18 protein-coding genes are annotated in these 22,090 nt (G+C 69.5%); 8 read left to right on the forward strand and 10 right to left on the reverse strand.

Annotation, left to right across the window (positions count from 1 at the left end):
- Positions 1-13: 13 nt before the first annotated feature.
- Positions 14-2,485, reverse strand: coding sequence for a DUF6049 family protein (locus tag ACIDOF_RS12545; RefSeq protein WP_409005895.1), 2,472 nt, complete (start codon positions 2,483-2,485; stop codon positions 14-16).
- 241 nt (positions 2,486-2,726) lie between these two features.
- Between ACIDOF_RS12545 and ACIDOF_RS12550 the strand changes: the two genes are divergently transcribed.
- Positions 2,727-4,193: a CCA tRNA nucleotidyltransferase gene (locus ACIDOF_RS12550; RefSeq protein ID WP_409005896.1), complete on the forward strand. Its 1,467-nt coding sequence runs from the start codon at positions 2,727-2,729 to the stop codon at positions 4,191-4,193.
- 122 nt (positions 4,194-4,315) lie between these two features.
- Here ACIDOF_RS12550 and ACIDOF_RS12555 read toward each other — a convergent pair whose 3' ends face one another.
- From ACIDOF_RS12555 to ACIDOF_RS12570, 4 genes are all read right to left on the reverse strand, one after another.
- Positions 4,316-4,645: a hypothetical protein gene (locus tag ACIDOF_RS12555; RefSeq protein WP_409005897.1), complete on the reverse strand. Its 330-nt coding sequence runs from the start codon at positions 4,643-4,645 to the stop codon at positions 4,316-4,318.
- 273 nt (positions 4,646-4,918) lie between these two features.
- Positions 4,919-6,181, reverse strand: coding sequence for an MFS transporter (locus tag ACIDOF_RS12560; protein WP_409005898.1), 1,263 nt, complete (start codon positions 6,179-6,181; stop codon positions 4,919-4,921).
- A 78-nt stretch (positions 6,182-6,259) separates the two neighbouring features.
- Positions 6,260-7,342 (reverse strand): inositol-3-phosphate synthase, encoded by a 1,083-nt coding sequence (locus ACIDOF_RS12565; protein WP_409005899.1) that lies wholly within the window; start codon positions 7,340-7,342, stop codon positions 6,260-6,262.
- Positions 7,343-7,395: 53 nt separating this feature from the next.
- A complete protein-coding gene (locus ACIDOF_RS12570; protein WP_409005900.1) occupies positions 7,396-8,103 on the reverse strand; it encodes a helix-turn-helix transcriptional regulator in 708 nt (235 codons plus the stop codon).
- A 401-nt stretch (positions 8,104-8,504) separates the two neighbouring features.
- Between ACIDOF_RS12570 and ACIDOF_RS12575 the strand changes: the two genes are divergently transcribed.
- Together ACIDOF_RS12575 and ACIDOF_RS12580 are read left to right on the forward strand one after the other, a co-directional pair.
- A complete protein-coding gene (locus ACIDOF_RS12575) occupies positions 8,505-11,204 on the forward strand; it encodes a transglycosylase domain-containing protein (protein ID WP_409005901.1) in 2,700 nt (899 codons plus the stop codon).
- A gap of 205 nt (positions 11,205-11,409) precedes the next feature.
- Complete coding sequence (locus ACIDOF_RS12580; protein WP_409005902.1) at positions 11,410-12,981, forward strand: glycosyltransferase family 87 protein; 1,572 nt, start codon at positions 11,410-11,412, stop codon at positions 12,979-12,981.
- Between the two features lie 116 nt (positions 12,982-13,097).
- Here the strand turns inward: ACIDOF_RS12580 and ACIDOF_RS12585 are convergent, their stop codons facing one another.
- The 3 genes from ACIDOF_RS12585 to ACIDOF_RS12595 form a co-directional block, all read right to left on the reverse strand.
- Positions 13,098-14,129 carry an alanine racemase gene (locus ACIDOF_RS12585; RefSeq protein ID WP_409005903.1) on the reverse strand — a complete coding sequence of 344 codons (1,032 nt, stop codon included), beginning with the start codon at positions 14,127-14,129 and terminating at the stop codon, positions 13,098-13,100.
- A gap of 66 nt (positions 14,130-14,195) precedes the next feature.
- A complete protein-coding gene (locus ACIDOF_RS12590) occupies positions 14,196-15,314 on the reverse strand; it encodes a lipid II:glycine glycyltransferase FemX (protein ID WP_409005904.1) in 1,119 nt (372 codons plus the stop codon).
- 170 nt (positions 15,315-15,484) lie between these two features.
- Entirely contained in the window at positions 15,485-15,799 is a 315-nt protein-coding gene (locus tag ACIDOF_RS12595) for a hypothetical protein (protein WP_409005905.1), read from the reverse strand.
- 276 nt (positions 15,800-16,075) lie between these two features.
- On the opposite strand from ACIDOF_RS12595, the gene rpsF reads away from it, so the two are divergent.
- From rpsF to rplI, 4 genes are all read left to right on the forward strand, one after another.
- Positions 16,076-16,366, forward strand: a complete 291-nt coding sequence (gene rpsF / locus ACIDOF_RS12600; RefSeq protein ID WP_006604399.1) for a 30S ribosomal protein S6 — start codon at positions 16,076-16,078, stop codon at positions 16,364-16,366.
- A 75-nt stretch (positions 16,367-16,441) separates the two neighbouring features.
- Positions 16,442-17,038: a single-stranded DNA-binding protein gene (locus ACIDOF_RS12605; RefSeq protein ID WP_409005906.1), complete on the forward strand. Its 597-nt coding sequence runs from the start codon at positions 16,442-16,444 to the stop codon at positions 17,036-17,038.
- A 44-nt stretch (positions 17,039-17,082) separates the two neighbouring features.
- Positions 17,083-17,319, forward strand: a complete 237-nt coding sequence (gene rpsR / locus ACIDOF_RS12610) for a 30S ribosomal protein S18 (RefSeq protein ID WP_003949403.1) — start codon at positions 17,083-17,085, stop codon at positions 17,317-17,319.
- A gap of 18 nt (positions 17,320-17,337) precedes the next feature.
- The gene (rplI, locus tag ACIDOF_RS12615) at positions 17,338-17,784 is read left to right on the forward strand and encodes a 50S ribosomal protein L9 (protein WP_409005907.1); all 447 of its coding nucleotides are present in this window, start codon (positions 17,338-17,340) and stop codon (positions 17,782-17,784) included.
- A gap of 276 nt (positions 17,785-18,060) precedes the next feature.
- Here the strand turns inward: rplI and ACIDOF_RS12620 are convergent, their stop codons facing one another.
- A complete protein-coding gene (locus tag ACIDOF_RS12620; RefSeq protein WP_409005908.1) occupies positions 18,061-19,398 on the reverse strand; it encodes an MATE family efflux transporter in 1,338 nt (445 codons plus the stop codon).
- Between the two features lie 461 nt (positions 19,399-19,859).
- Here ACIDOF_RS12620 and dnaB point away from each other — a divergent pair, with 461 nt between their 5' ends.
- Entirely contained in the window at positions 19,860-21,323 is a 1,464-nt protein-coding gene (dnaB, locus tag ACIDOF_RS12625) for a replicative DNA helicase (RefSeq protein WP_409005909.1), read from the forward strand.
- 81 nt (positions 21,324-21,404) lie between these two features.
- Here the strand turns inward: dnaB and def are convergent, their stop codons facing one another.
- The gene (gene def, locus ACIDOF_RS12630; RefSeq protein ID WP_409005910.1) at positions 21,405-22,028 is read right to left on the reverse strand and encodes a peptide deformylase; all 624 of its coding nucleotides are present in this window, start codon (positions 22,026-22,028) and stop codon (positions 21,405-21,407) included.
- Positions 22,029-22,090 lie beyond the last annotated feature (62 nt).

The raw sequence follows: 22,090 nt of genomic DNA on the forward strand, positions 1-22,090 counted from the left end.
GCCACGTCATCGCTCAACGGTCCACTCTCTCACCCGTGCCGGACGGGTCGGTGCTTTCCGGTGCGGTGTCCGGTGTCGGGTCACTCGGCTGCTCGGAGGCGGAGGGGCCGGACTCGGGGTCGGACCGGGGACCGGACTCGGGGCCCGACTCGGGGTCGCCGTCGGGCCGCTCCGGACCGTCGCCGTTCTCGCCGTCGCCGGAGTCGTCGGCCGCGTTCTCGCCGTCCTCGGCCTCGGCCCGTCGGGCCGCCGCCTTGCGCTGGGTGTACATGCGGAAGCCGGCGAGGACGAGCAGCAGGATGCCGCCCGCGATGACCAGCATGACGGTGAGGGTGATCTCGGTGACGTCGACGTCGAAGCGGATCTCCTTGCCGTACGGAGTGCCGTCCTCGGTGTAGAGCTGCGCTACGACCGGGACCGGGCCGTTGGCGTTCGCCGTCGTGGTGAACTTCACGGTCTGGCTGTGGCCGCCGGAGACCTTGATCGGCTGTTCCTCGTACGCGCCCGGCTCCTCGCCGATCTTGAGGCGGGTCGGCTTGGTGGAGGTCAGGCGGAGCGTCAGGTTCTCGACGCCCTGGACCAGGTTGTTCTGGACGGTGATCGGGATCGTCGCGCTGCGGCCGGAGAGCTTCGCCTCGGTCTTCTCGATCAGACCGACCTGGCCGGTGAGCGTGGTGAGGTAGCGCTGCACGCTGTTGCGGTACGTCTCCGCCTCGTGCGGGCGGCTGCGCCAGGACGTGGACAGCTCGCGGTCCATGGCCCGGCCGAACGGCGTGACGACGCGGTCGGGCGCGCTCAGGATGACCTTGAACCGGTTGAGGGTCTCCTGCGTGGTGCGCACGGACTCGAAGGCCGCCTTCGGCAGCTCCTGCTTGCGCAGCCGCGCGGGGTACGCGCCGACGCCCGGCACCTGCGTCGTCGCCTTCGGGTCGGGGGTGGCCTCGGCGGCGGCGATCAGGTCGTCCGACTCGGTCCAGCTCTCCTCGTCGAGGGCGGCCAGGGCCTTGGCCATCGTCTGCGCCTGGCTCGCGGTGGGCATGCGCTGCGGGGCCACGACCACGCTGCGCTGCTTGTCCGGGTCCTGCAGCGTGACCATCTGGCTCTGCGCGAGGAACCGCTGCACGGCGAGCGTCGAGTCCTCGGCGCCCGTCATGTCGCCCTGGAACGCGGTCGACAGGCGTGCGTCCGCGACCACGGCCGTCGTACCGCCACCGATCGGGCGGGCCGCGGTCGGGGTGTACGGCAGGCCGCCGGTCTCGCGGAGGCTGTCGCTGCGGGCGATCACCTTGTCCGCGCCGGCCGAGGTGGCGACGTCCACGACGGACGGGTCGACCGCTCCCTCGGCGGGCCAGGCGAAGTCGGTGCTCGGCTCGACGTGCAGGACGGACTTCACGGTCTTCGCGGCGACGTCCGTGGCGGGCTTCAGATGGCTGAGCGAACCGCCGACCGCCTTGCCCTGGTGGGCGAGCGAGGCCAGATCCGGGTCGGCGAACGGCAGCGCGACGACCTTCTCGCCCTTCACGGCCTGCTGCAGCGCGTTCAGATACTGCTTGGCGAGGGCGCGGTTCTTGGCCGAGCCGGGGATCGGATTGCCGCCGTCGGGGTTCTCGATGCTGTAGCCCTTGGTGGCCATCGCGTCGAGGGAGGCGAGCAGGTCCGGGTCGATGACCCAGGTCACCGGCAGGTCCTTGCCGAGGGACAGCATCTGCTCGAGCCGACCGCCGGGGGCGACCTCCTCGGCCAGCTTGTCGTCGGCGAAGACGGGGGTCTGCTGCTCGTCGGAGGCGGTCTCCGCGGTGAGGTGCGAGGTGGAGATCAACGGCCAGAGGAAGCTGAGCTTCGTCTTCTCCTCGGGCGCCTCCGACTGCCAGGGCAGGAAGGTCCGCTCGACGCCGAGGACCTGGGCGTACGGCTGGGTGGCGCTGCGGCCGGTCAGGGCGACGCCCAACTGGTAGACGCCGTCCGACGAGAGGTCGAGCTCCTTGACCGGCACCGAAAGCCGGAAGTTCTGGGAGACGCCTGGCGCGAGCTTGTCGAACTCCTCGGCGTACTTCCCCCCGACCTCGCGGCCCAGGCCCCCCTGCAACGAGTCGGACCGCTTGGCCGCGTTGTCGATGGAGGAGCGGTCGTTCAGCGTCGGACCGACCCGCAGGCCGACCTTCGCGTCCGTGACCGTCTGCTTGCCCTCGTTGGTGATCTTGCCGGAGATCGTGACGGTGTCGCCGTCCGTCGGCGCGCTCGGCGTCATCGAGTCCACGGACACGTCGACGGCACCGGAACCGGGCGACTCGGGCGCGCCGGGGGCGGTGGGTGCCTTGGGCGTCGACGGGGCGGCGGCGTGCGCGGAAGCGTCCGCGGGGGCGGCGCCGGGCAGCTGCAGCAGACCGGCGAGCAGCGGCGCCCCGGCGAGGAGCGCTGCCGTACGCCGGAACCTCCGGCGGGCAGGTGAGGGAGTCATCCCCTGGAAGTCTGCCGCCTCGGCCACGCGCTCGCCCGTCCCTCGTCGTCGTCAGTGGTCGTCCGCATCTGCGTCCCCGCATGGTAACGAGGCGCGCTGTGCCGGAGTGCCGGGGTGCGCTCCCGCGCCCGCCCAGCAGGTCAGCGACGGTACGGGCCCGACCGGCGGGCGTCGAACCGGCCCTGCCCGCGGGCCCCGGGTGCGGCAGAGGCCGGACCGGCGGAAACGGGGAAGCTGCCGCAGCGCAAGCCCCGTACCCTCTTCTGTTGTGCCGAACGCCAATGAAGACAACTCCAGTGCCCTGAGCCAGGTGCAGCGCCGCGCGGTGAGCGAGCTGCTGCGCGTGTCCCCCGTCGCCGACGAACTCGCCGAACGCTTCCGGGCGGCCGGCTTCTCGCTCGCCCTCGTCGGCGGCTCGGTCAGGGACGCGCTGCTCGGCCGCCTCGGCAACGACCTGGACTTCACGACCGACGCCCGCCCCGAGGACGTACTGAAGATCGTCCGGCCCTGGGCGGACGCGGTATGGGAGGTCGGGATCGCCTTCGGCACCGTCGGCTGCCAGAAGCACGCCCGCGTGGGAGAGGCCGAGCAGGACTTCCAGATCGAGGTCACGACGTACCGCTCCGAGGCGTACGACCGGACCTCGCGCAAGCCCGAGGTGTCCTACGGCGACTCCATCGAGCAGGACCTGGTGCGCCGGGACTTCACGGTCAACGCGATGGCCGTGGCGCTGCCGGAGAAGGAGTTCATCGACCCGCACGGCGGCCTCGAGGACCTCGCCGAGCGGGTGCTGCGCACGCCGAGCACCCCGGAGGAGTCCTTCTCGGACGACCCGCTGCGGATGATGCGGGCCGCCCGGTTCGCCGCGCAGCTCGACTTCGAGGTGGCGCCCGAGGTGGTCGCCGCGATGAAGGCGATGGCGGAGCGCATCGAGATCGTCTCGGCCGAGCGTGTCCGTGACGAGCTCAACAAGCTGCTGCTCTCCGCCCACCCGCGCAAGGGCCTGGCCCTGCTCGTCGACACCGGCCTCGCCGCCCACGTCCTGCCCGAGCTGCCGGCGCTGCGCCTGGAGAGCGACGAGCACCACCGGCACAAGGACGTCTACGAGCACTCGCTGATCGTCCTGGAGCAGGCGATCGCCCTGGAGAAGGACGGCCCGGACCTCACGCTGCGGCTCGCGGCGCTTCTGCACGACATCGGCAAGCCGAGGACGCGGCGCTTCGAGAAGGACGGTCGGGTCTCCTTCCACCACCACGAGGTGGTCGGCGCCAAGATGACGAAGAAGCGCATGACCGCGCTCAAGTACTCCAACGAGCTCGTGAAGGACGTCTCCCGCCTCGTCGAGCTGCACCTCCGCTTCCACGGCTACGGCACCGGTGAGTGGACCGACTCCGCGGTCCGGCGGTACGTACGCGACGCGGGCCCCCTCCTCGACCGGCTGCACAAGCTGACCCGCTCCGACTGCACGACCCGCAACAAGCGCAAGGCGAGCGCGCTCTCGCGGGCGTACGACGGTCTGGAGGAGCGGATCGAGCGGCTGCAGGAGCAGGAGGAGCTGGACGCGATCCGGCCCGAGCTCGACGGCAACGAGATCATGGAGATCCTGGGCGTCCGTCCGGGCCCGGTGGTGGGCAAGGCGTACAAGTTCCTGCTCGAACTGCGCCTGGAGAACGGGCCGATGGAGCGGGACGCGGCGATCGCGGCGCTCAAGGAGTGGTGGGCGGCGCAGGGCTGAGCCGAGTCCGAGTAAACGAACGGGGCCCTGTTTCACGTGAAACAGGGCCCCGCTCTATGAGTGCGGTTGCGGATCTATGAGTGCGGTTGCGGTGTTTCACGTGAAACACCGCAACGCGCGGGCTAGACCTCCTTGAGGCAGAGCACGAACTGCTGGCCCGAGCTCCTCCTGCTTCCGCTGGTCTGCTCCTGGTAGGGGATCTCGGCTCCGGGAACACCCTCGCATCGGCTCATGTCCAGGGTGTCGTCGATGCGCTTCACCACTTCGTACTTGGCTTCCGCGGTGCCGCAATCCACGATTTCGAGATCAGGGGCGGAGAGGGTGCCCTTGTTCTTCATGCAGTCGCCGGCCTCCGCCTCGGAGGAGTCGTTCTGGCTCATGAACCAGATCACTCCGGCGAAGACGACCGCGAGGGCGAGGCCGACGATCTTGAGCTTCTGCATGACGCTCATGCCGTTGCGCGCCGGAGGAGGGGGCGGAGGGGCTCCCCACTGTCCTTGCTGCGGGGGCCCTGCCCACTGCTGCTGCTGGCCCTGCGGGTACCCGGGGCCGGGCTGTTGTGGCGGGTAAGGGTACTGGCCCTGCCCCTGGGGCGGCGGCGGGTAAGACATGGGATCCCCCTTGGTGATGACAGCGCCGACGGCGCGTGTATGGCCCTCGTAAGGTACCGATGCGATCGCGCCAACTCGCAGCCTGGTAGCGCTCTTTCGCAGGGATGTGACAGTTCAGGGGCGATTGAATCGGGCCATAGTCGCTGCAACCACCGCGTAGAGGACCCCCACGGCGACGACCAGCGGTACGGAACGTCCATCGGGCGGCAGCATCAGCGCGGCTACCCCGGCCGCCCCCACGAAGGCGACGTTGAAGAGCACGTCGTACACCGAGAAGATCCGTCCTCGGAAGGCGTCGGCCACCGCGGACTGGACCACCGTGTCCGTGGCGATCTTCGCGCCCTGCGAGACCAGGCCCAGAACGAACGCCGCGATCAGCATCGGGACCGGGGCGAAGGGCAGGCCGAGCGCCGGTTCGAGGACGGCGGCCGTGCCCGCGCACACCGCGATCCAGCCCAGCGGCCCGAACCGCCCTGCGCCCATCGGCGTGAGCACGGCAGCGGCGAAGAAGCCCGCGCCGGAGAAGCCGAGGGCCAGGCCGAGCAGCGCGAGCCCGGCGGACTCGTCGGACGACCAGGCGTACCGGCACAGCATCAGGAGCATCACGAGCAGCGCGCCATAGCAGAACCGCATCAGGGTCATCGCCCCAAGTGCCCTTGCCGCAGGCCTGCGTTGGGGCTCGGCGAGGTGGCGTACGCCGTCGACCAGGCCCCTGGCCGTGGACGCGAGGGCGGCCGCGACGCGGGGCTGCACCTCGTCCGGGCCGGGGCCGAGGAGCGGGCGCGGGATGCGCAGCGCGGCGAGGGCCGAGCAGAGGTAGAGGGCGGCGCCGACCAGGACGACCATGGTGTCGGAGTCGGAGCCCACCAGTCGGACGCCGAAGGCGAGGCCGCCGCCGAGGGTCGCGGCGAGCGTTCCGGCCGTGGGCGAAACGGAGTTGGCGATGACGAGCCGCTCGGCGTCGACCACGCGGGGCAGCGCCGCGGAGAGCCCGGCGAGCACGAAGCGGTTGACGGCCGTGACGCAGAGGGCCGAGGCGTAGAAGAGCCAGTCGGGGACGCTGCCCAGGATCAGCAGGGCGGTGCCGCAGGCGAGGGCGGCGCGCAGCAGGTTGCCGTAGACGAAGACGCGCTGGCGCGGCCAGCGGTCGAGGAGGACTCCGGCGAAGGGGCCGACGACCGAGTAGGGCAGCAGGAGCACCGCCATTGCGGAGGCGATCGCGGCGGGCGTGGCCTGCTTCTCCGGCGAGAAGACGACGTACGTGGCGAGCGCGACCTGGTAGACGCCGTCGGCGGCCTGGGAGAGCAGGCGCACGGCGAGCAGCCGCCGGAAGTTCCGGAAGCGCACGAGTACGCGCAGATCACGTACGACGGCCATGGCCTCAAGCCTCACACAGGGCGCAGGCCCCCGGAAGGATTTCCCGGGGGCCTGCGGGGTTGGCCGAGTCGGCCGAGGTCAGCGCTCGACCTCGCCGTTGATGAACTTCTCGACGTTCTCGCGGGCCTCGTCGTCGAAGTACTGCACCGGCGGGGACTTCATGAAGTACGAGGACGCGGAGAGGATCGGGCCGCCGATGCCGCGGTCCTTGGCGATCTTCGCGGCGCGCAGGGCGTCGATGATCACGCCGGCCGAGTTCGGGGAGTCCCAGACCTCGAGCTTGTACTCCAGGTTCAGCGGGACGTCGCCGAAGGCGCGGCCCTCGAGGCGGACGTACGCCCACTTGCGGTCGTCGAGCCACGCCACGTAGTCGGACGGGCCGATGTGGACGTTGCCCTCGCCGAGCTCGCGGTCGCGGATCTGCGAGGTGACGGCCTGCGTCTTGGAGATCTTCTTGGACTCCAGGCGCTCGCGCTCGAGCATGTTCTTGAAGTCCATGTTGCCGCCGACGTTCAGCTGCATCGTGCGGTCCAGGATGACGCCCCGGTCCTCGAACAGCTTCGCCATGACGCGGTGCGTGATGGTGGCGCCGACCTGCGACTTGATGTCGTCACCGACGATCGGGACGCCCGCCTCGGTGAACTTGTCCGCCCACTCCTTGGTGCCGGCGATGAAGACCGGAAGGGCGTTGACGAAGGCGACCCCGGCGTCGATGGCGCACTGGGCGTAGAACTTCGCCGCGTCCTCGGAGCCGACCGGAAGGTAGCAGACAAGCACGTCGACCTGCTGGTCCTTGAGGACCTTCACGACGTCGACCGGGGCCTCGTCGGACTCCTCGATGGTCTGCAGGTAGTACTTGCCGAGGCCGTCGAGGGTGTGGCCGCGCTGGACCTGGACGCCGCTGTTCGGCACGTCGCAGATCTTGATGGTGTTGTTCTCGCTGGCGCCGATCGCGTCCGAGAGGTCGAGGCCGACCTTCTTCGCGTCCACGTCGAAGGCGGCGACGAACTCGATGTCCTTGACGTGGTAGTCGCCGAACTGGACGTGCATCAGGCCCGGGACCTTGGACGCCGGGTCGGCGTCCTTGTAGTACTCGACGCCCTGCACCAGCGAGGCGGCGCAGTTGCCCACGCCGACGATGGCTACGCGAACCGAACCCATTCCGGTTGCTCCCTGTTCGTTCTCGATGAGGTCCCGCGGATCGCGGGGCTGCCTCACTTTTCGGTGTCGGCGGACGGATCCGGCTGGGAGTTGTCCCGGTGCCGGGGCAGGTCGCCCGCCTTTCCTGATGTGTCCCGCTGAGCGGCCGACCCGGAGGGGTCCCGCCGAGCCGAGCCGCCGGAGTCCGACCGCTGCTGGTCGCGCCCCGCCCGCTCGCTCTCGATCAGCTCGTTCAGCCAGCGCACTTCGCGCTCCACGGACTCCATGCCGTGGCGCTGCAGCTCGAGGGTGTAGTCGTCCAGACGCTCACGGGTCCTCGCGAAGGAGGCGCGCATCTTCTCCAGCCGCTCTTCGAGCCGGCTCCTGCGGCCTTCGAGCACCCGCATGCGTACGTCCCGCGACGTCTGCCCGAAGAAGGCGAAGCGGGCGGCGAAGTGCTCGTCCTCGTACGCGTCCGGGCCCGTCTGGGAGAGGAGCTCCTCGAAGTGTTCCTTGCCCTCGGCCGTCAACCTGTAGACGATCTTGGCGCGGCGGCCGGCCAGGGGTGCGGCGAGGGGGTCGTCCGTGCTGTTGCCCGACTCCTCGATCAGCCAGCCGCTCGCGACCAGCGCCTTGAGGCAGGGGTAGAGCGAGCCGTAGCTGAACGCCCGGAACACCCCGAGCGAGGTGTTGAGCCGCTTCCGCAGCTCGTACCCGTGCATGGGGGATTCCCGCAGCAGGCCCAGGACGGCGAACTCGAGGATGCCGGAGCGCCTGCTCATCGTTCGCCTCCTCTGAGACTCTCTCGGACTCTTGCGACCTTGTGACCGTGCGAGTCCTGCGACTCTTTATGTCGAGCTGATGTATCGACTCGATACATCACGACGATAGAACGGCCCCCCGAAGGCGGCAAGAGGGGTCACGGTGAACGGCGTCACATCACCGATTCGTGGGAAGCAAGTTGCCTGATTTGGGGTGAACTTCAGGCCTAGGGGGGTTTTGGCGGTGCGTAGTCTGTGCGCCATGCAGACCTCCGGGAACCGCAGGGCGCCGAACGGCGTCGTCGTCCCGGGGGCAGTGCGGACGAGATCCTTCCGGGGGCCGTCCGTGCTTAGGGGGGACCGGAAACCACCTGCCGCTTCCAGGCGCGCGACCTCGCGCCTGCCCGAGGAGTAGTCGTTCGATGAGCGAGCACCGTCGCAAACCGCCGCAGTCGCAGGGCGGCGGACGTGCCGCGGTCAGGCGTGGCGTCACCGGGTCCTCCGGTCGGCGCGCAGCACCGCGTAGTGCCACAGGGTCTCCTTCCGGTGCGTACGGGTCGCAAGGCTCGTCCGCCGGTGAGGAGCAGCCGTACGAAGGTCGAGCCGCGGCTCGGCGCGCAGCGCAGCGTTCCGGTGGCCGCCGGCGCGCGGCGATCGGCGCCGGAGCGGGGGGCGGAGCCGTCGGAGGCGGTGGCCGTCGCGGTGGCGGCGGACCCGGCGGACCCGGCTCGGGAGGTCCGGGCCGCGGTCGCGGTCGGGCCGCGGAGCCGCCGTCGGGCAAGCGCCGGATCATCGACTATCCGCGGTCCGGGAAGTACGGCTGGCGGAAGTTCGTGCCGTCCTGGAAGCAGGTCACGGGCACGTTCATCGCGTTCTGCGCGGCCATGATGGTCGCGGGCGGCATCGCGTACGCCCTGGTGGAGATCCCGGACGTGAAGAAGGCGGAGGCGCAGACCAACGTCTTCTACTGGAGCGACGGCAAGCAGATGGCCGCCACCGGCGGTGGCCAGAACCGGCAGATCGTCGACATCGGCCGCATTCCGGAGCACATGCAGAACGCGGTGATCTCGGCCGAGAACGCCACGTTCCGCGAGGACAGCGGCATCGACCCCATGGGCATCGGCCGCGCCGTGTTCAACATGGCGACCGGCGGCGAGACCCAGGGTGGTTCGACGATCACCCAGCAGTTCGTGAAGAACACGTACCTGGACCAGAGCCAGACCCTCACGCGTAAGGCGCGCGAGCTCTTCATCTCCATAAAGGTCGGCGCCGAGATGGAGAAGGACGACGTCCTCGCCGGTTATCTCAACGCCGCCTACTACGGCCGCAACGCCTACGGCATCCAGTCGGCGTCGCAGGCCTACTTCGACAAGGACTCCGACAAGCTGACGCTGAGCGAGAGCGCCTTCCTCGCGGCCGTCCTGAAGGGCCCGAACCTCTACAGCCCCGACGGCGGCGTCGGCGCCAACGCGACCCGCGAAGCCAACACCAAGCGTGTGAAGGCCCGTTGGGAGTGGATCCTCGACCGGATGGTCGAGACGGGCAACCTCAGCAAGGAGAAGCGCGCCCAGGCCGGCGGCTTCCCCAAGCTGGCCAAGCAGAAGTCCTCGCTGTCCGGCCAGACCGGCTACCTCGTCGACACGGCCAAGGACTACGTGACCACCAAGCTCGGCATCTCCCCGGAGGAGCTGGAGCAGGGCGGCTACAAGATCTACACGACCTTCGACCGCAAGAAGGTCCGGGACATGGAGAAGGCGGTCGAGAAGACGAAGAAGGTCTTCCTCGACCCCGACAAGCGCGACAGGGACAAGTGGGTCCAGTTCGGCGGCGCCTCCGTGGACCCGAAGAGCGGCGCCATCGTCGCCCTGTACGGCGGCGAGGGCATGGACGCCGGCCACTACACCAACAACGCCAACACCCGTGGTGTGCCGGTCGGTTCGACCTGGAAGCCGTACGTCCTCGCCTCCGCCATGGAGGAGGGCACGATCGCGAGCGGTGGTACGCCGCTGTCGCCGGAGAGCCTCTACAACGGCAACGACCGCCTGATCATCAACGACCAGAACGGCCAGCCGATCCGGGACGCCCAGGGCCAGCCCTTCCGGCAGAAGAACGAGAGCGACAAGATGTGGGGCAAGATCACGCTCCGCAAGGCCATGGAGCAGTCGGTCAACACCCCGTTCGTCCAGCTCGGCATCGACGTGGGCCTCTCCAAGACCCGCGACCTCGCCGCCCGCACCGGCATCCTCGAGGAGAGCTTCGACAAGGGGAACCTGGGCAACGCCTCGTTCTCCCTGGGCACGTCCACGCCCAGCGCGATCCGAATGGCCGACTCGTACGGCACCTTCGCCAACGACGGCAAGCACTTCGAGCCGTACTCCGTGACCAAGGTGAAGGTCACGAAGAACGGCCAGGAAGAGACGCTGGACGAGTTCGAGAAGCCGAAGGAAAAGGCGGCGATCGACGCCAACATCGCCAACAACATCACCGATGTCCTCCAGGACGTGGTGAAGAAGGGCACCGGCAAGAAGGTCGCCGACATCGGCTTCCCCGTGGCGGGCAAGACCGGTACGACCGACAAGAACAAGTCGGCCTGGTTCGTCGGCTACACCCGGGAGCTCTCGACGGCCGTCACCCTCTTCCGTACGGACCCCAAGGAGGGCGAGCTGCTCTCCATGAACGGAACCGGTGGCGTGCCCTCCATCCACGGTGGTGACATCCCGGCGCAGATCTGGAAGGACTACATGGTGGGCGCCATGAAGGGCGTCACCCCGGAGCCCTTCCCGCCCGCCCAGGAGATCGGCGAGATCATCGGCAAGCCGACCGCGCCGCCCTCCCCGACCGAGACGGCCGACCCCGAGGACAGCGCCACGGCCTCGCCCACGGAGGAGCCGTCGAGCACGCCCAGCGGCGAGCCGAGCCCCGGCGACACCTGCGACCCGTTCGACTGGACCTGCCAGGAGAACGGCGGCACGTCCGACGGCGGCGGTGACAACGGCGGCATGGACGGCGGAGCCACCGGCGGCGAGACCACCACTCCGGAGCCGCCCTCAGGGGGCAACGGCAACGGAAACGGCGGCAACGACGGCGGAGGCGGATTCTTCGGCGGGCCGGACGGCTATTAGTCGCCGGAGCCGAATCCGCAGCGCGGGACTCCGTGGCACGGTTTCCATAGCGCGTGTTTCACGTGAAACGAGGGCCGCCGCACCCCAGGGTGCGGCGGCCCTCGCCGCGTTCTCCCGCAGCGGTGCGGCGGCTCTCGTCGCGTTCTGCCCGCAGCGGTGCGGCGGCCCTCGCCCGGTCCTCAGGTACGTACGGCAGGATGAGCCCATGACGAGCAGCACGAGCCCGAACCCGAGCGCGCCGCACTCGCAGTCCGAAGAGGACAGCGCGTCCTCCGGCTCCCCCACAGGTCCCGTCCCGGTGGTCGCGCCCACCAGACGGGACGAAGTCGCCCGCGCGGGCAGCGAGTTGATCGGCGGGCCCCTCGGGCGCAGGGCGCTGCTCGGCGCGAGCTGGTGGACGCCGGTCCGGGTCATCGCGCTCGTCGCCATCGGGATGTTCGCGCTCGGCATGGTGCAGAAGCTGCCCTGCTACAACGGCGCCTGGTTCTACGGATCCAGCTCGCAGTACATCCACGCCTGCTACTCCGACATCCCGCACCTCTTCGCCGGACGCGGCTTCGCCGACGGCCTCGTGCCGTACTTCGACAAGCTCTCCGGCGACATGGAGTACCTCGAATACCCGGTCCTCACCGGGGTGTTCATGGAGGTCGCCTCCTGGGTCGTGCCCGACGGCGGCAGCATCCAGCACCGAGAGCAGATCTACTGGCTCGCCAACGCCGGCATGCTGATGGTCTGCGCCGTCGTCATCGCCGTCTGCGTCACGCGCACCCACCGCCGCCGCCCCTGGGACGGACTCCTCGTCGCGCTCGCCCCGGCCTTCGCGCTCACGGCGACCATCAACTGGGACCTGCTCGCCATCGCGCTCACCGCGGCCGCGATGCTGATGTGGTCCCGCGGCCGGGCCGCCGCCTTCGGTGTCCTCCTCGGCCTCGCGACCGCCGCCAAGCTCTATCCCGTACTGCTGCTCGGCCCGCTGTTCGTGCTGTGCCTCCGAGCCGGCCGCTGGCGGCAGTTCCTGGCCGCGGCGGCGGGTACGGCGGGGGCCTGGCTGGTCGTCAACCTGCCGGTGATGCTGCTCGCGCCCGACGGGTGGAAGAAGTTCTACACGTTCAGCGAGGAACGCGGCGTCGACTTCGGCTCGTTCTGGCTGGTCCTGCAGCAGCAGTTGCAGGACCGCGGCAGGGACGCCCTCGGCACCGAGACCGTCAACACCCTCGCCACACTGCTGATGGCCCTGGCCTGCGTCGGGATCGCCGCGCTCGCCCTGACCGCGCCGCGCAGGCCCCGCTTCGCCCAGCTCGCCCTGCTCGTCGTCGCCGCCTTCATCCTGACGAACAAGGTCTACTCACCGCAGTACGTGCTCTGGCTGATCCCGCTCGCCGCGCTCGCCCGGCCGCGCTGGCGGGACTTCCTGGTCTGGCAGGCCTGCGAGGTCGTCTACTTCCTCGGGATCTGGCTCTACCTCGCCTACACGACCAGCGGCGACAAGCACCACGGCCTGCCCCAGGAGGGCTACCAACTCGCCATCCTCGTCCACCTGTTGGGCACGCTGTACCTCTGCGCGGTCGTCGTCCGGGACATCCTCATGCCCGAGCGCGACCTCGTCCGCATGGACGGCTCCGACGACCCCTCCGGCGGCGTGCTCGACCGTGCCCCCGACGCGTTCGCCCTCGGCCGTGCCGCCCACCCGCCCCGGCACGCGGCGCCGACGGTGGAAAGCGGCACGTACGTCGCCTGGGGCGCGCAGCCGGCGGCCCTCAGGGAGAGTTCGCCCTGAGCGAACCCCAGCAAACCGAGCCAACCTGAGCGAATCCGGGGGCGCGAGAAAGGGCCGACCGTGGCACTCCACGGTCGGCCCTTCTGCGTACGAACTGCGTGATCGTCGGCGTCGGGTCAGCGGTCGACCAGGCGGTCGAACTGCGTCGTGGTGTGCCGCAGATGGGCCACCAGCTCCTCGCCGACCTTCGGCTCCGGCGCGTCCGACGGCACGAACAGGATCGACACCTGCATGTGCGGCGGCTCCGCGAACCAGCGCTGCTTGCCTGCCCACACGAACGGCGCCAGATTCCGGTTGACCGTCGCGAGACCGGCGCGGGCCACGCCCTTCGCGCGCGGCATCACGCCGTGCAGCGCCTTCGGCGCCTCCAGGCCCACCCCGTGCGACGTACCGCCCGCGACGACCACCAGGTAGCCGTCCGAGGCGGTCTTCTGCTGGCGGTAGCCGAAGCGGTCGCCCTTGGCGACACGGGTCACGTCGAGCACGGAACCGCGGTACTCCGTCGCCTCGTGGTCGCCGAGCCAGAGCCGCGTACCGATCCGGGCGCGGAAGCGGGTCTGCGGGAACTGCTGCTGCAGCCGGGCCAGTTCCTGCGCCGAGAGGTGGCTGACGAACATGGTGTGCAGCGGAAGCCGGGCCGCGCGCAGCCGGTCCATCCACTGGATGACCTCCTCGACGGCGTCCGAGCCGTCGGCGCGGTCCAGCGGCAGATGGATGCCGAAGCCCTCCAGGCGCACATCCTCTATGGCGGCGTGCAGCTGCCCGAGCTCCTGCTCGCTGACGCCGTGCCGCTTCATCGAGCTCATCACCTCGATGACGACACGGGCGCCCACCAGGCCGTGCACGCCCTCCACGGACGACACCGAGCGGATCACCCGGTCCGGCAGCGGAACGGGCTCCTCACCCCGACGGAACGGCGTCAGCACGAGCAGGTCGCCGCTGAACCAGTCCTTGATCCGCGCCGCTTCGTAAGTCGTGCCGACGGCCAGCATGTCGGAACCGAAGCGGGTCGCCTCCTCGGCGAGCCGCTCGTGCCCGAAGCCGTAGCCGTTGCCCTTGCAGACGGGCACGAGTCCCGGGAACTGTTCGAGCACCTGCTTGTGGTGTGCCCGCCAGCGCGCGGTGTCGACGTAGAGCGTGAGCGCCATGGCCGGTCCCGGAACCTTTCCGTGTCTGGGGTCAGTGGAGGTGGAGCTGTTGTCGATTGTGCTCGGTCAGCGCTTCGACATGTAGATCTCGAGGGCCTTGTGGAGCACCTTGTTGAGCGGGAAGTCCCACTCGCCGATGTACTCGACGGCCTCGCCGCCGGTGCCGACCTTGAACTGGATCAGGCCGAACAGGTGGTCCGTCTCGTCCAGGGTGTCGGAGATGCCGCGCAGGTCGTAGACGCTCGCGCCGAGCGCGTACGCGTCCCGCAGCATCCGCCACTGCATCGCGTTGGACGGCCGCACCTCACGCTTGTGGTTCACGGAGGCGCCGTACGAGTACCAGACGTGGCTGCCGACCGTCAGCATCGTGGCGGCGGCCAGCGGCTCGCCCTCGTGCTTGGCGATGTAGAGCCGCATGCGGTTGGGGTCCTCGGCGTTGAGGGCCTTCCACTGCCGCTGGAAGTAGCTGAGCGGGCGCGGGCGGAACTTGTCGCGCTCGGCCGTGATCTCGTACAGCTCCTGCCAGACCGGAAGGTCGTCGTAGCCACCCTGGACGACCTCGACGCCGGCCTTGTCGGCCTTCTTGATGTTGCGCCGCCAGAGCTGGTTGAAGCTCTTCTGCACCTCGTCGAGCGAGCGGTTGGCGAGCGGCACCTGGAAGACATAGCGCGGCTGCACGTCACCGAAGCCGGCGCCGCCGTCCTCGCCCTGCTGCCAGCCCATCTTGCGCAGCCGGTCCGAGACCTCGAAGGCGCGCGGCTCGATCACATCGGCCTCGACGTCCCGCAGACGCTTCACGTCCGGGTCCTGGATGCCCTTCTTGATGGTCGGCGCCTGCCAGCGGCGGATGACGACCGGCGGGCCCATCTTCACGGAGAACGCACCCTGCTGCTTCAGGTGCGCCAGCATCGGGTTCAGCCAGTCCTCGAGGTTCGGCGCGTGCCAGTTGATGACCGGGCCCTCGGGCAGGTACGCCAAGTACCGCTTGATCTTGGGGAGTTGGCGGTAGAGGACCAGGCCGACGCCGACCAGCTCGCCGGCCTTGTCGAACCAGCCCAGGCACTCCGAGCGCCATTCGTTCTTCACGTCAGCCCACGCCGGGACCTGGCAGTGGCTCGCCGACGGCAGGCTCTGGATGTATGCCAGATGCTGCTCTCGGCTGATGGTCCTCAGGGTCAGGCTCATGCGGGGCGCTCCTCGGCTGGTGTGTCCCCATGGGGCAGGGGCTTCCGGCTCACCCGCCGAAGCCTACTGCGCCGGGGAAGCGCCCCGACTGGCCGTATGCCGGTTGTGGTCGTGCGGTTGTGGTCCTGCGGTTTGTGGTCGTCCGGTTGTGGACGCGCCGCTTCAGGCCGTCAGCCGATCCATCCCCCGAACAGGCCGCCGTGCGCCATACCGAGGAAGAAGCCCACCGCCGAGGCGCCGAGCCCGATGATCAGCAGGAACCGCTCACGCGTCGTCTCGCTGATGTACTGCCCGTACGCGCCCGTGACGATCCCCACGAGTCCGGCCCAGGAGCTGAGCAGATGCAGGTGGTGGAACATCGCGGTGATGAACGCGACAGCGCCGAGGACCAGCGTCACGGCGAGGAGCGTGTCCTGGACGGGGTGCGGTTTCCCGTCCGTGGCGAGGAGGGAGCTTGCCGTGTTTCGACGTATTGCCTGTGCCATGAGGCACCTCCTGGCAAGAGGCGGCGCATCGTAGCGCCATAGACACCCGATGTGTACAGATTGCGGCCCCTGACCTCTTGATTTCAACCGGAAGGCGACGTGCGGGTACTCTGTACCGTCTGCACCGGTGTCTGCCCAGGCCAAGGGCCCGGCCACGGAACGAGTCCCGCTCGCGGGGCCCGATTGTCAGTGGCGGCCGATACCGTTGCGTACGCATCACGACCCTCCTGCCACGGAACGACCGTGGCCGCTGAGTCCAAAGGAGGTGGGTTCTACATGCGTCACTACGAGGTGATGGTCATCCTCGACCCCGATCTCGAGGAGCGCGCTGTCTCCCCGCTGATCGAGAACTTCCTCTCCGTCGTCCGTGAGGGCAACGGAAAGGTCGAGAAGGTCGACACCTGGGGCCGTCGTCGTCTCTCGTACGAGATCAAGAAGAAGCCCGAGGGCATCTACTCGGTCATCGACCTGCAGGCCGAGCCTGCGGTCGTCAAGGAGCTCGACCGCCAGATGAACCTGAACGAGTCGGTCCTCCGGACCAAGGTCCTCCGTCCCGAGACCCACTGAGCTCTCCAGCTCAGCTGATCCCGGGATTCGAGTAGCAGCAAGCAGCCAGCAGCAAACCCGCCGAGAGGTTCCCCCATGGCAGGCGAGACCGTCATCACGGTCGTCGGCAATCTTGTCGACGACCCCGAGCTGCGCTTCACCCCTTCCGGTGCGGCGGTCGCGAAGTTCCGTGTCGCGTCCACTCCCCGCACCTTCGACCGGCAGACCAATGAGTGGAAGGACGGCGAGAGCCTGTTCCTGACCTGCTCGGTCTGGCGTCAGGCGGCGGAGAACGTCGCGGAGTCGCTCCAGCGCGGCATGCGCGTCATCGTGCAGGGCCGTCTGAAGCAGCGGTCGTACGAGGACCGCGAGGGCATCAAGCGCACGGTCTACGAGCTCGACGTCGACGAGGTCGGCGCCAGCCTGCGCAACGCCACGGCCAAGGTCACCAAGACCAGCGGCCGCGGTGGCCAGGGCGGTTACGGCGGCGGCCAGCAGGGCGGCGGCGGTGGCGGCGGCTGGGGCGGTGGCCCCGGTGGCGGTCAGCAGCAGGGTGGCGGCGGTGCTCCCGCCGACGACCCCTGGGCGACCGGTGCGCCGGCCGGCGGCGGCCAGCAGGGCGGCGGCGGTGGCGGCGGCTGGGGCGGAGGCTCCGGCGGCGGTGGCGGCTACTCGGACGAGCCCCCCTTCTAGGTCGGGCTCGCACTCACACTTCTTGATCACACAGGAGAAACACCATGGCTAAGCCGCCTGTGCGCAAGCCGAAGAAGAAGGTCTGCGCTTTCTGCAAGGACAAGGTCACGTACGTGGACTACAAGGACACGAACATGCTGCGGAAGTTCATTTCCGACCGCGGCAAGATCCGTGCCCGCCGCGTGACCGGCAACTGCACCCAGCACCAGCGTGACGTCGCCACGGCCGTGAAGAACAGCCGTGAGATGGCGCTGCTGCCCTACACGTCCACCGCGCGATAAGGGAAGGGTGACCGAAACATGAAGATCATCCTCACCCACGAGGTCACTGGCCTCGGCGCCGCCGGCGACGTCGTCGACGTCAAGGACGGCTACGCCCGCAACTACCTGATCCCGCGGAAGTTCGCCATCCGCTGGACCAAGGGCGGCGAGAAGGACGTCGAGCAGATTCGTCGCGCTCGCAAGATCCACGAGATCCAGACCATCGAGCAGGCCAACCAGATCAAGGGCCAGCTCGAGGCCGTCAAGGTTCGCCTTGCCGTCCGCTCCGGCGAGGCCGGTCGCCTCTTCGGTTCCGTCACCCCGGCCGACGTCGCTTCGGCGATCGAGGCTGCCGGCGGTCCGAAGATCGACAAGCGCCGCGTCGAGCTGGGCTCGCCGATCAAGACGCTGGGCGCCCACGAGACGTCCGTGCGCCTGCACCCCGAGGTTGCCGCCAAGGTCAACATCGAGGTCGTCGCCGCGTAAGCGTCGCGCTCGGCACTGCTGAGTCGAAGAGTTGGGCCCGCACCTTTCGGGGTGCGGGCCCAACTCTTTTGTTTGTACGTGGGGTTGGGGGCGGGGTTCATCGGCGGAGGCGGGGCTGTTTCACGTGAAACGTGGGTGGTGTCGCTCTGCAGGGAGGGCGCTGAACCTCGACGGCGAGGTGTCTTTCGGGGGCGCTGTTTCGGGCACCGCGGTTTCGGGGGTGCTGTTTCACGTGAAACGGCGAGGGCGGGCGGCGGGCCCGGCTCGCTGTCGCCGTCAGCGGGTGGCGCCCGTGACCATCCACCGTCCGGAGCGGGCGCGCAGCCACAGCGTGACCATCCGTACCGCCATCATGAGAGCCATCGCCCCCCACAGCGCCGTCAGCCCACCGCCGACGGTCGGTACGAGCAGGGCGACCGGGGTGAAGACGGCCAGCGTGACGAGCATCGCCCAGGCCAGATACGGGCCGTCGCCCGCGCCCATCAGCACGCCGTCGAGCACGAAGACGACCCCGGAGACCGGTTGCGAGACGGCCACGACGAGCAGGGCGATGAACGCGGCGTCCTGCACGGTCGTGTCGCTGGTGAACAGCGGCAGGAACACCGGCCGCGCGGCCACCACCAGCAGTCCGAGCACCACACCGGACGCGACGCCCCACTGCACCATGCGGCGGCAGGCGTCCCGGGCGCCGTCGGTGTCACCGGCGCCGAGATAGCGGCCGATGATGGCCTGCCCGGCGATCGCGATCGCGTCCAGGGCGAAGGCCAGCAGGCTCCACAGGGTCAGGATGATCTGGTGCGCGGCGATGTCCGCGTCACCGAGCCGAGTGGCGACCGCGGTGGCGATGATCATGATCGCCCGCAGCGAGAGCGTACGGACAAGGAGCGGGACGCCGGCCTGGGCGCAGGCGCGGATGCCGGCGGCGTCCGGTCGCAGCGAGGCGTGATGGCGCCGGGCGCCGCGGACCACGACGACGAGATACGCGACCGCCATGCCGATCTGCGCGATGGCCGTGCCCCAGGCGGATCCTGCGATGCCGAGCCCGGCGCCGTAGACCAGGCCGAGGTTGAGGAGGGCGTTGGCGACGAAGCCGGCGATGGCCACGTACAGCGGGGTCTTGGTGTCCTGGAGTCCGCGGAGGACGCCGGTGGCTGCCAGGACGACGAGCATCGCGGGGATGCCGATCGCGGAGATCCGCAGATACGTGATCGCATGTGGGGCCGCGGTGGCGGAGGCGCCGAAGAGGTCGATCACGGCGGGGGCCGTGGGCACGATGACGGCGACGACCGCGATGCCGATGAGCAGGGCGAGCCAGATGCCGTCCATGCCCTGGCGGATCGCGGACTGCATGTCACCGGCGCCGACCCTGCGGGCGACGGCGGCCGTTGTCGCGTAGGCGAGGAAGACGAAGATGCTCACGCCCGTCATCAGGAGGGCGGAGGCGACGCCGAGGCCGGCGAGTTGGGCCGTGCCGAGATGGCCGACGATGGCGGTGTCGGCCATGACGAAGAGCGGCTCGGCGACCAGTGCCCCGAAGGCCGGGACGGCGAGCGAGATGATCTCGCGGTCGTGCCGTCGGCGGACGGCCTTGGGGGTGGAGGGAGCCTGTGTCATGGGCTCCAATGTAATCTTCCACAGGTAATGGACGCAATGCGAGTGGGCCCCTTACTTGTGGGTCGGTTCGGGCTGGCGTGCGGTGCCGTTCGCGCCGATCTTGCTCCCGTTGCAGAACTTTTTCCTATGCACAGCCGGGGGACAAGAAAACCGCAGGTCAGAGCTGGTTCTCCGGGAAGCTTGAGGGCTTGTTCACAGCGCTGTCCACCGGACCGTGCACAGGATTCGGGGAGTTCTCCACAGCCTGGGCTCCGTCATCCACACCGCCTGTGGATAACCAGATTGGCTGACGGTGCCCGCGGCCCTACCGTGGTCCGGCGCCCGCCCCGTTTTCCGCTCCAGGAAACCCCCGCATAACCAACGCGACAGAAGCGGAGTTGGGTCTCTGGTTTGTCAGTGCCGTGCCGTAAGAAAGAGGAGGCACGGCGAGGTCCGCGCGGCGGACGGGAGGAGGTGGCCCGGTGAGTGTGTCCGAGCCCTTGGAAGGCCCTTGGGCCGACAGCGGTCCCAGCGACCGACTGCCCGTCACCCGCCAGCGCGGAGGCGGCCGCGGCCGTGACGACGACCGCGGCGGCGAAGCCCCGTGGGACGGCGGCTCCGCCTTCGAGCGCGTGCCCCCGCAGGACCTGGACGCCGAGCAGTCCGTGCTCGGCGGCATGCTCCTCTCCAAGGACGCGATCGCGGACGTCGTGGAGGTCCTCAAGGGCCACGACTTCTACCGGCCGGCGCACGAGACGATCTACCAGTCGATCCTCGACCTGTACGCGAAGGGCGAGCCCGCCGACCCGATCACCGTGGCGGCCGAGCTCACCAAGCGCGGCGAGATCACCAAGGTCGGCGGCGCCTCCTATCTGCACACGCTGGTGCAGACGGTCCCCACGGCGGCCAACGCCGAGTACTACGCGGAGATCGTCCACGAACGCGCCGTGCTCCGCCGCCTCGTCGAGGCCGGCACCCGCATCACCCAGATGGGATACGCGGCGGACGGCGATGTCGACGAGATCGTCAACAGCGCCCAGGCCGAGATCTACGCGGTCACCGAGCAGCGCACCACCGAGGACTATCTGCCCCTCGGCGACATCATGGAGGGCGCGCTCGACGAGATCGAGGCGATCGGCTCACGCTCCGGGGAGATGACCGGCGTCCCGACCGGCTTCACCGACCTCGACCAGCTCACCAACGGCCTGCACCCGGGCCAGATGATCATCATCGCCGCGCGTCCCGCCATGGGTAAGTCCACGCTGGCGCTCGACTTCGCGCGGGCCTGCTCCATCAAGCACAACATGCCGAGCGTGATCTTCTCGCTCGAAATGGGGCGCAACGAGATCGCGATGCGACTGCTCTCCGCCGAGGCCCGCGTCGCCCTGCACCACATGCGCTCCGGCACGATGACCGACGAGGACTGGACGCGCCTCGCCCGCCGCATGCCCGACGTCTCGGCCGCCCCGCTCTACATCGACGACTCCCCGAACCTGTCGATGATGGAGATCCGCGCCAAGTGCCGCCGCCTCAAGCAGCGCAACGACCTCAAGCTCGTCGTCATCGACTACCTCCAGCTGATGCAGTCCGGCGGCTCCAAGCGCGCCGAGAGCCGCCAGCAGGAGGTCTCGGACATGTCGCGAAACCTCAAGCTCCTCGCCAAGGAGCTGGAGCTCCCGGTGATCGCGCTCTCGCAGCTGAACCGTGGCCCCGAGCAGCGCACCGACAAGAAGCCGATGGTCTCCGACCTGCGTGAGTCCGGCTCCATCGAGCAGGACGCGGACATGGTCATCCTGCTGCACCGCGAGGATGCGTACGAGAAGGAGTCGCCGCGCGCGGGCGAGGCGGACATCATCGTCGGCAAGCACCGTAACGGCCCGACGGCCACGATCACGGTCGCCTTCCAGGGCCACTACTCCCGCTTCGTGGACATGGCCCAGACCTGACGCGGAGCGGGGCAGTGCCCGGCCCGCCCCGCTCGGCCCCGCCTGGCTCGGCCCCGCCCCGCTCGGCCCCGCCTGGCTCGGCTACTCGGACGCGGCGGAGCTCGCGGGCTTCGCGGACCGCTCCAACTCGGCGGTCCTGCGGGCGCGTTGGGCGAAGACGGCCTCGCGGCGCTGCTCCATCTGCCGCAGCGCCTCCTTGCGGTCGCGCTTGGAGAGCCGGTCGAGATACGTGCTGCCCAGCAGGTGGTCGTACTCGTGCTGCAGGCAGCGCGCGAAGTAGCCGGTGCCCTCGATGACGACCGGCTCGCCGTGCTGGTCGACGCCGCGCACGACGGCACGGTCGGTGCGCGGTACGGACATGCCCGCGCCCGGCACGGACAGGCAGCCCTCCATGTCGTCGATCAGCCGGCGCTCGCCCGCCTCGGGGAGTTCGAGGACCGGGTTGAGGACATGGCCGACGTGCCGGTCGCCGTGGTCGTCCGGGCAGTCGTAGACGAACAGCCGTAGATCCAGGCCGACTTGGTTGGCGGCGAGGCCCGCGCCGTCGGCCACGTACATCGTCGCGAACATGTCGTCGATCAGGGTCGCCAGCTCGGTGGTGCCGAACTCGGTGATCTCGCGGCACGGGCGGGCCAGCACGTCCTCGCCGATCTCCGTGATCCGACGCACTACGGGACGGGACGGCTGCCCCTGCGGAACCGACATGACGGACTCCCCTTCTGTCCTGGGCCCTGATGCCCCTGTTGCTCTGGGCCTGACGCCCTGAC

Source organism: Streptomyces sp. Da 82-17, from assembly GCF_046098215.1.
GTDB lineage: Bacteria > Actinomycetota > Actinomycetes > Streptomycetales > Streptomycetaceae > Streptomyces.

What these genes read in the sequence shown, in the direction of transcription:
- ACIDOF_RS12555 (WP_409005897.1), bottom strand. Translation starts at nt 4,645, where the DNA reads ATGAGCGTCATGCAGAAGCTCAAGATCGTCGGCCTCGCCCTCGCGGTC.
- ACIDOF_RS12560 (WP_409005898.1), bottom strand. Translation starts at nt 6,181, where the DNA reads ATGGCCGTCGTACGTGATCTGCGCGTACTCGTGCGCTTCCGGAACTTC.
- ACIDOF_RS12565 (WP_409005899.1), bottom strand. Translation starts at nt 7,342, where the DNA reads ATGGGTTCGGTTCGCGTAGCCATCGTCGGCGTGGGCAACTGCGCCGCC.
- ACIDOF_RS12570 (WP_409005900.1), bottom strand. Translation starts at nt 8,103, where the DNA reads ATGAGCAGGCGCTCCGGCATCCTCGAGTTCGCCGTCCTGGGCCTGCTG.
- ACIDOF_RS12575 (WP_409005901.1), top strand. Translation starts at nt 8,505, where the DNA reads ATGAGCGAGCACCGTCGCAAACCGCCGCAGTCGCAGGGCGGCGGACGT.
- ACIDOF_RS12580 (WP_409005902.1), top strand. Translation starts at nt 11,410, where the DNA reads ATGACGAGCAGCACGAGCCCGAACCCGAGCGCGCCGCACTCGCAGTCC.
- ACIDOF_RS12585 (WP_409005903.1), bottom strand. Translation starts at nt 14,129, where the DNA reads ATGGCGCTCACGCTCTACGTCGACACCGCGCGCTGGCGGGCACACCAC.
- ACIDOF_RS12590 (WP_409005904.1), bottom strand. Translation starts at nt 15,314, where the DNA reads ATGAGCCTGACCCTGAGGACCATCAGCCGAGAGCAGCATCTGGCATAC.
- ACIDOF_RS12595 (WP_409005905.1), bottom strand. Translation starts at nt 15,799, where the DNA reads ATGGCACAGGCAATACGTCGAAACACGGCAAGCTCCCTCCTCGCCACG.
- rpsF (WP_006604399.1), top strand. Translation starts at nt 16,076, where the DNA reads ATGCGTCACTACGAGGTGATGGTCATCCTCGACCCCGATCTCGAGGAG.
- ACIDOF_RS12605 (WP_409005906.1), top strand. Translation starts at nt 16,442, where the DNA reads ATGGCAGGCGAGACCGTCATCACGGTCGTCGGCAATCTTGTCGACGAC.
- rpsR (WP_003949403.1), top strand. Translation starts at nt 17,083, where the DNA reads ATGGCTAAGCCGCCTGTGCGCAAGCCGAAGAAGAAGGTCTGCGCTTTC.
- rplI (WP_409005907.1), top strand. Translation starts at nt 17,338, where the DNA reads ATGAAGATCATCCTCACCCACGAGGTCACTGGCCTCGGCGCCGCCGGC.
- ACIDOF_RS12620 (WP_409005908.1), bottom strand. Translation starts at nt 19,398, where the DNA reads ATGACACAGGCTCCCTCCACCCCCAAGGCCGTCCGCCGACGGCACGAC.
- def (WP_409005910.1), bottom strand. Translation starts at nt 22,028, where the DNA reads ATGTCGGTTCCGCAGGGGCAGCCGTCCCGTCCCGTAGTGCGTCGGATC.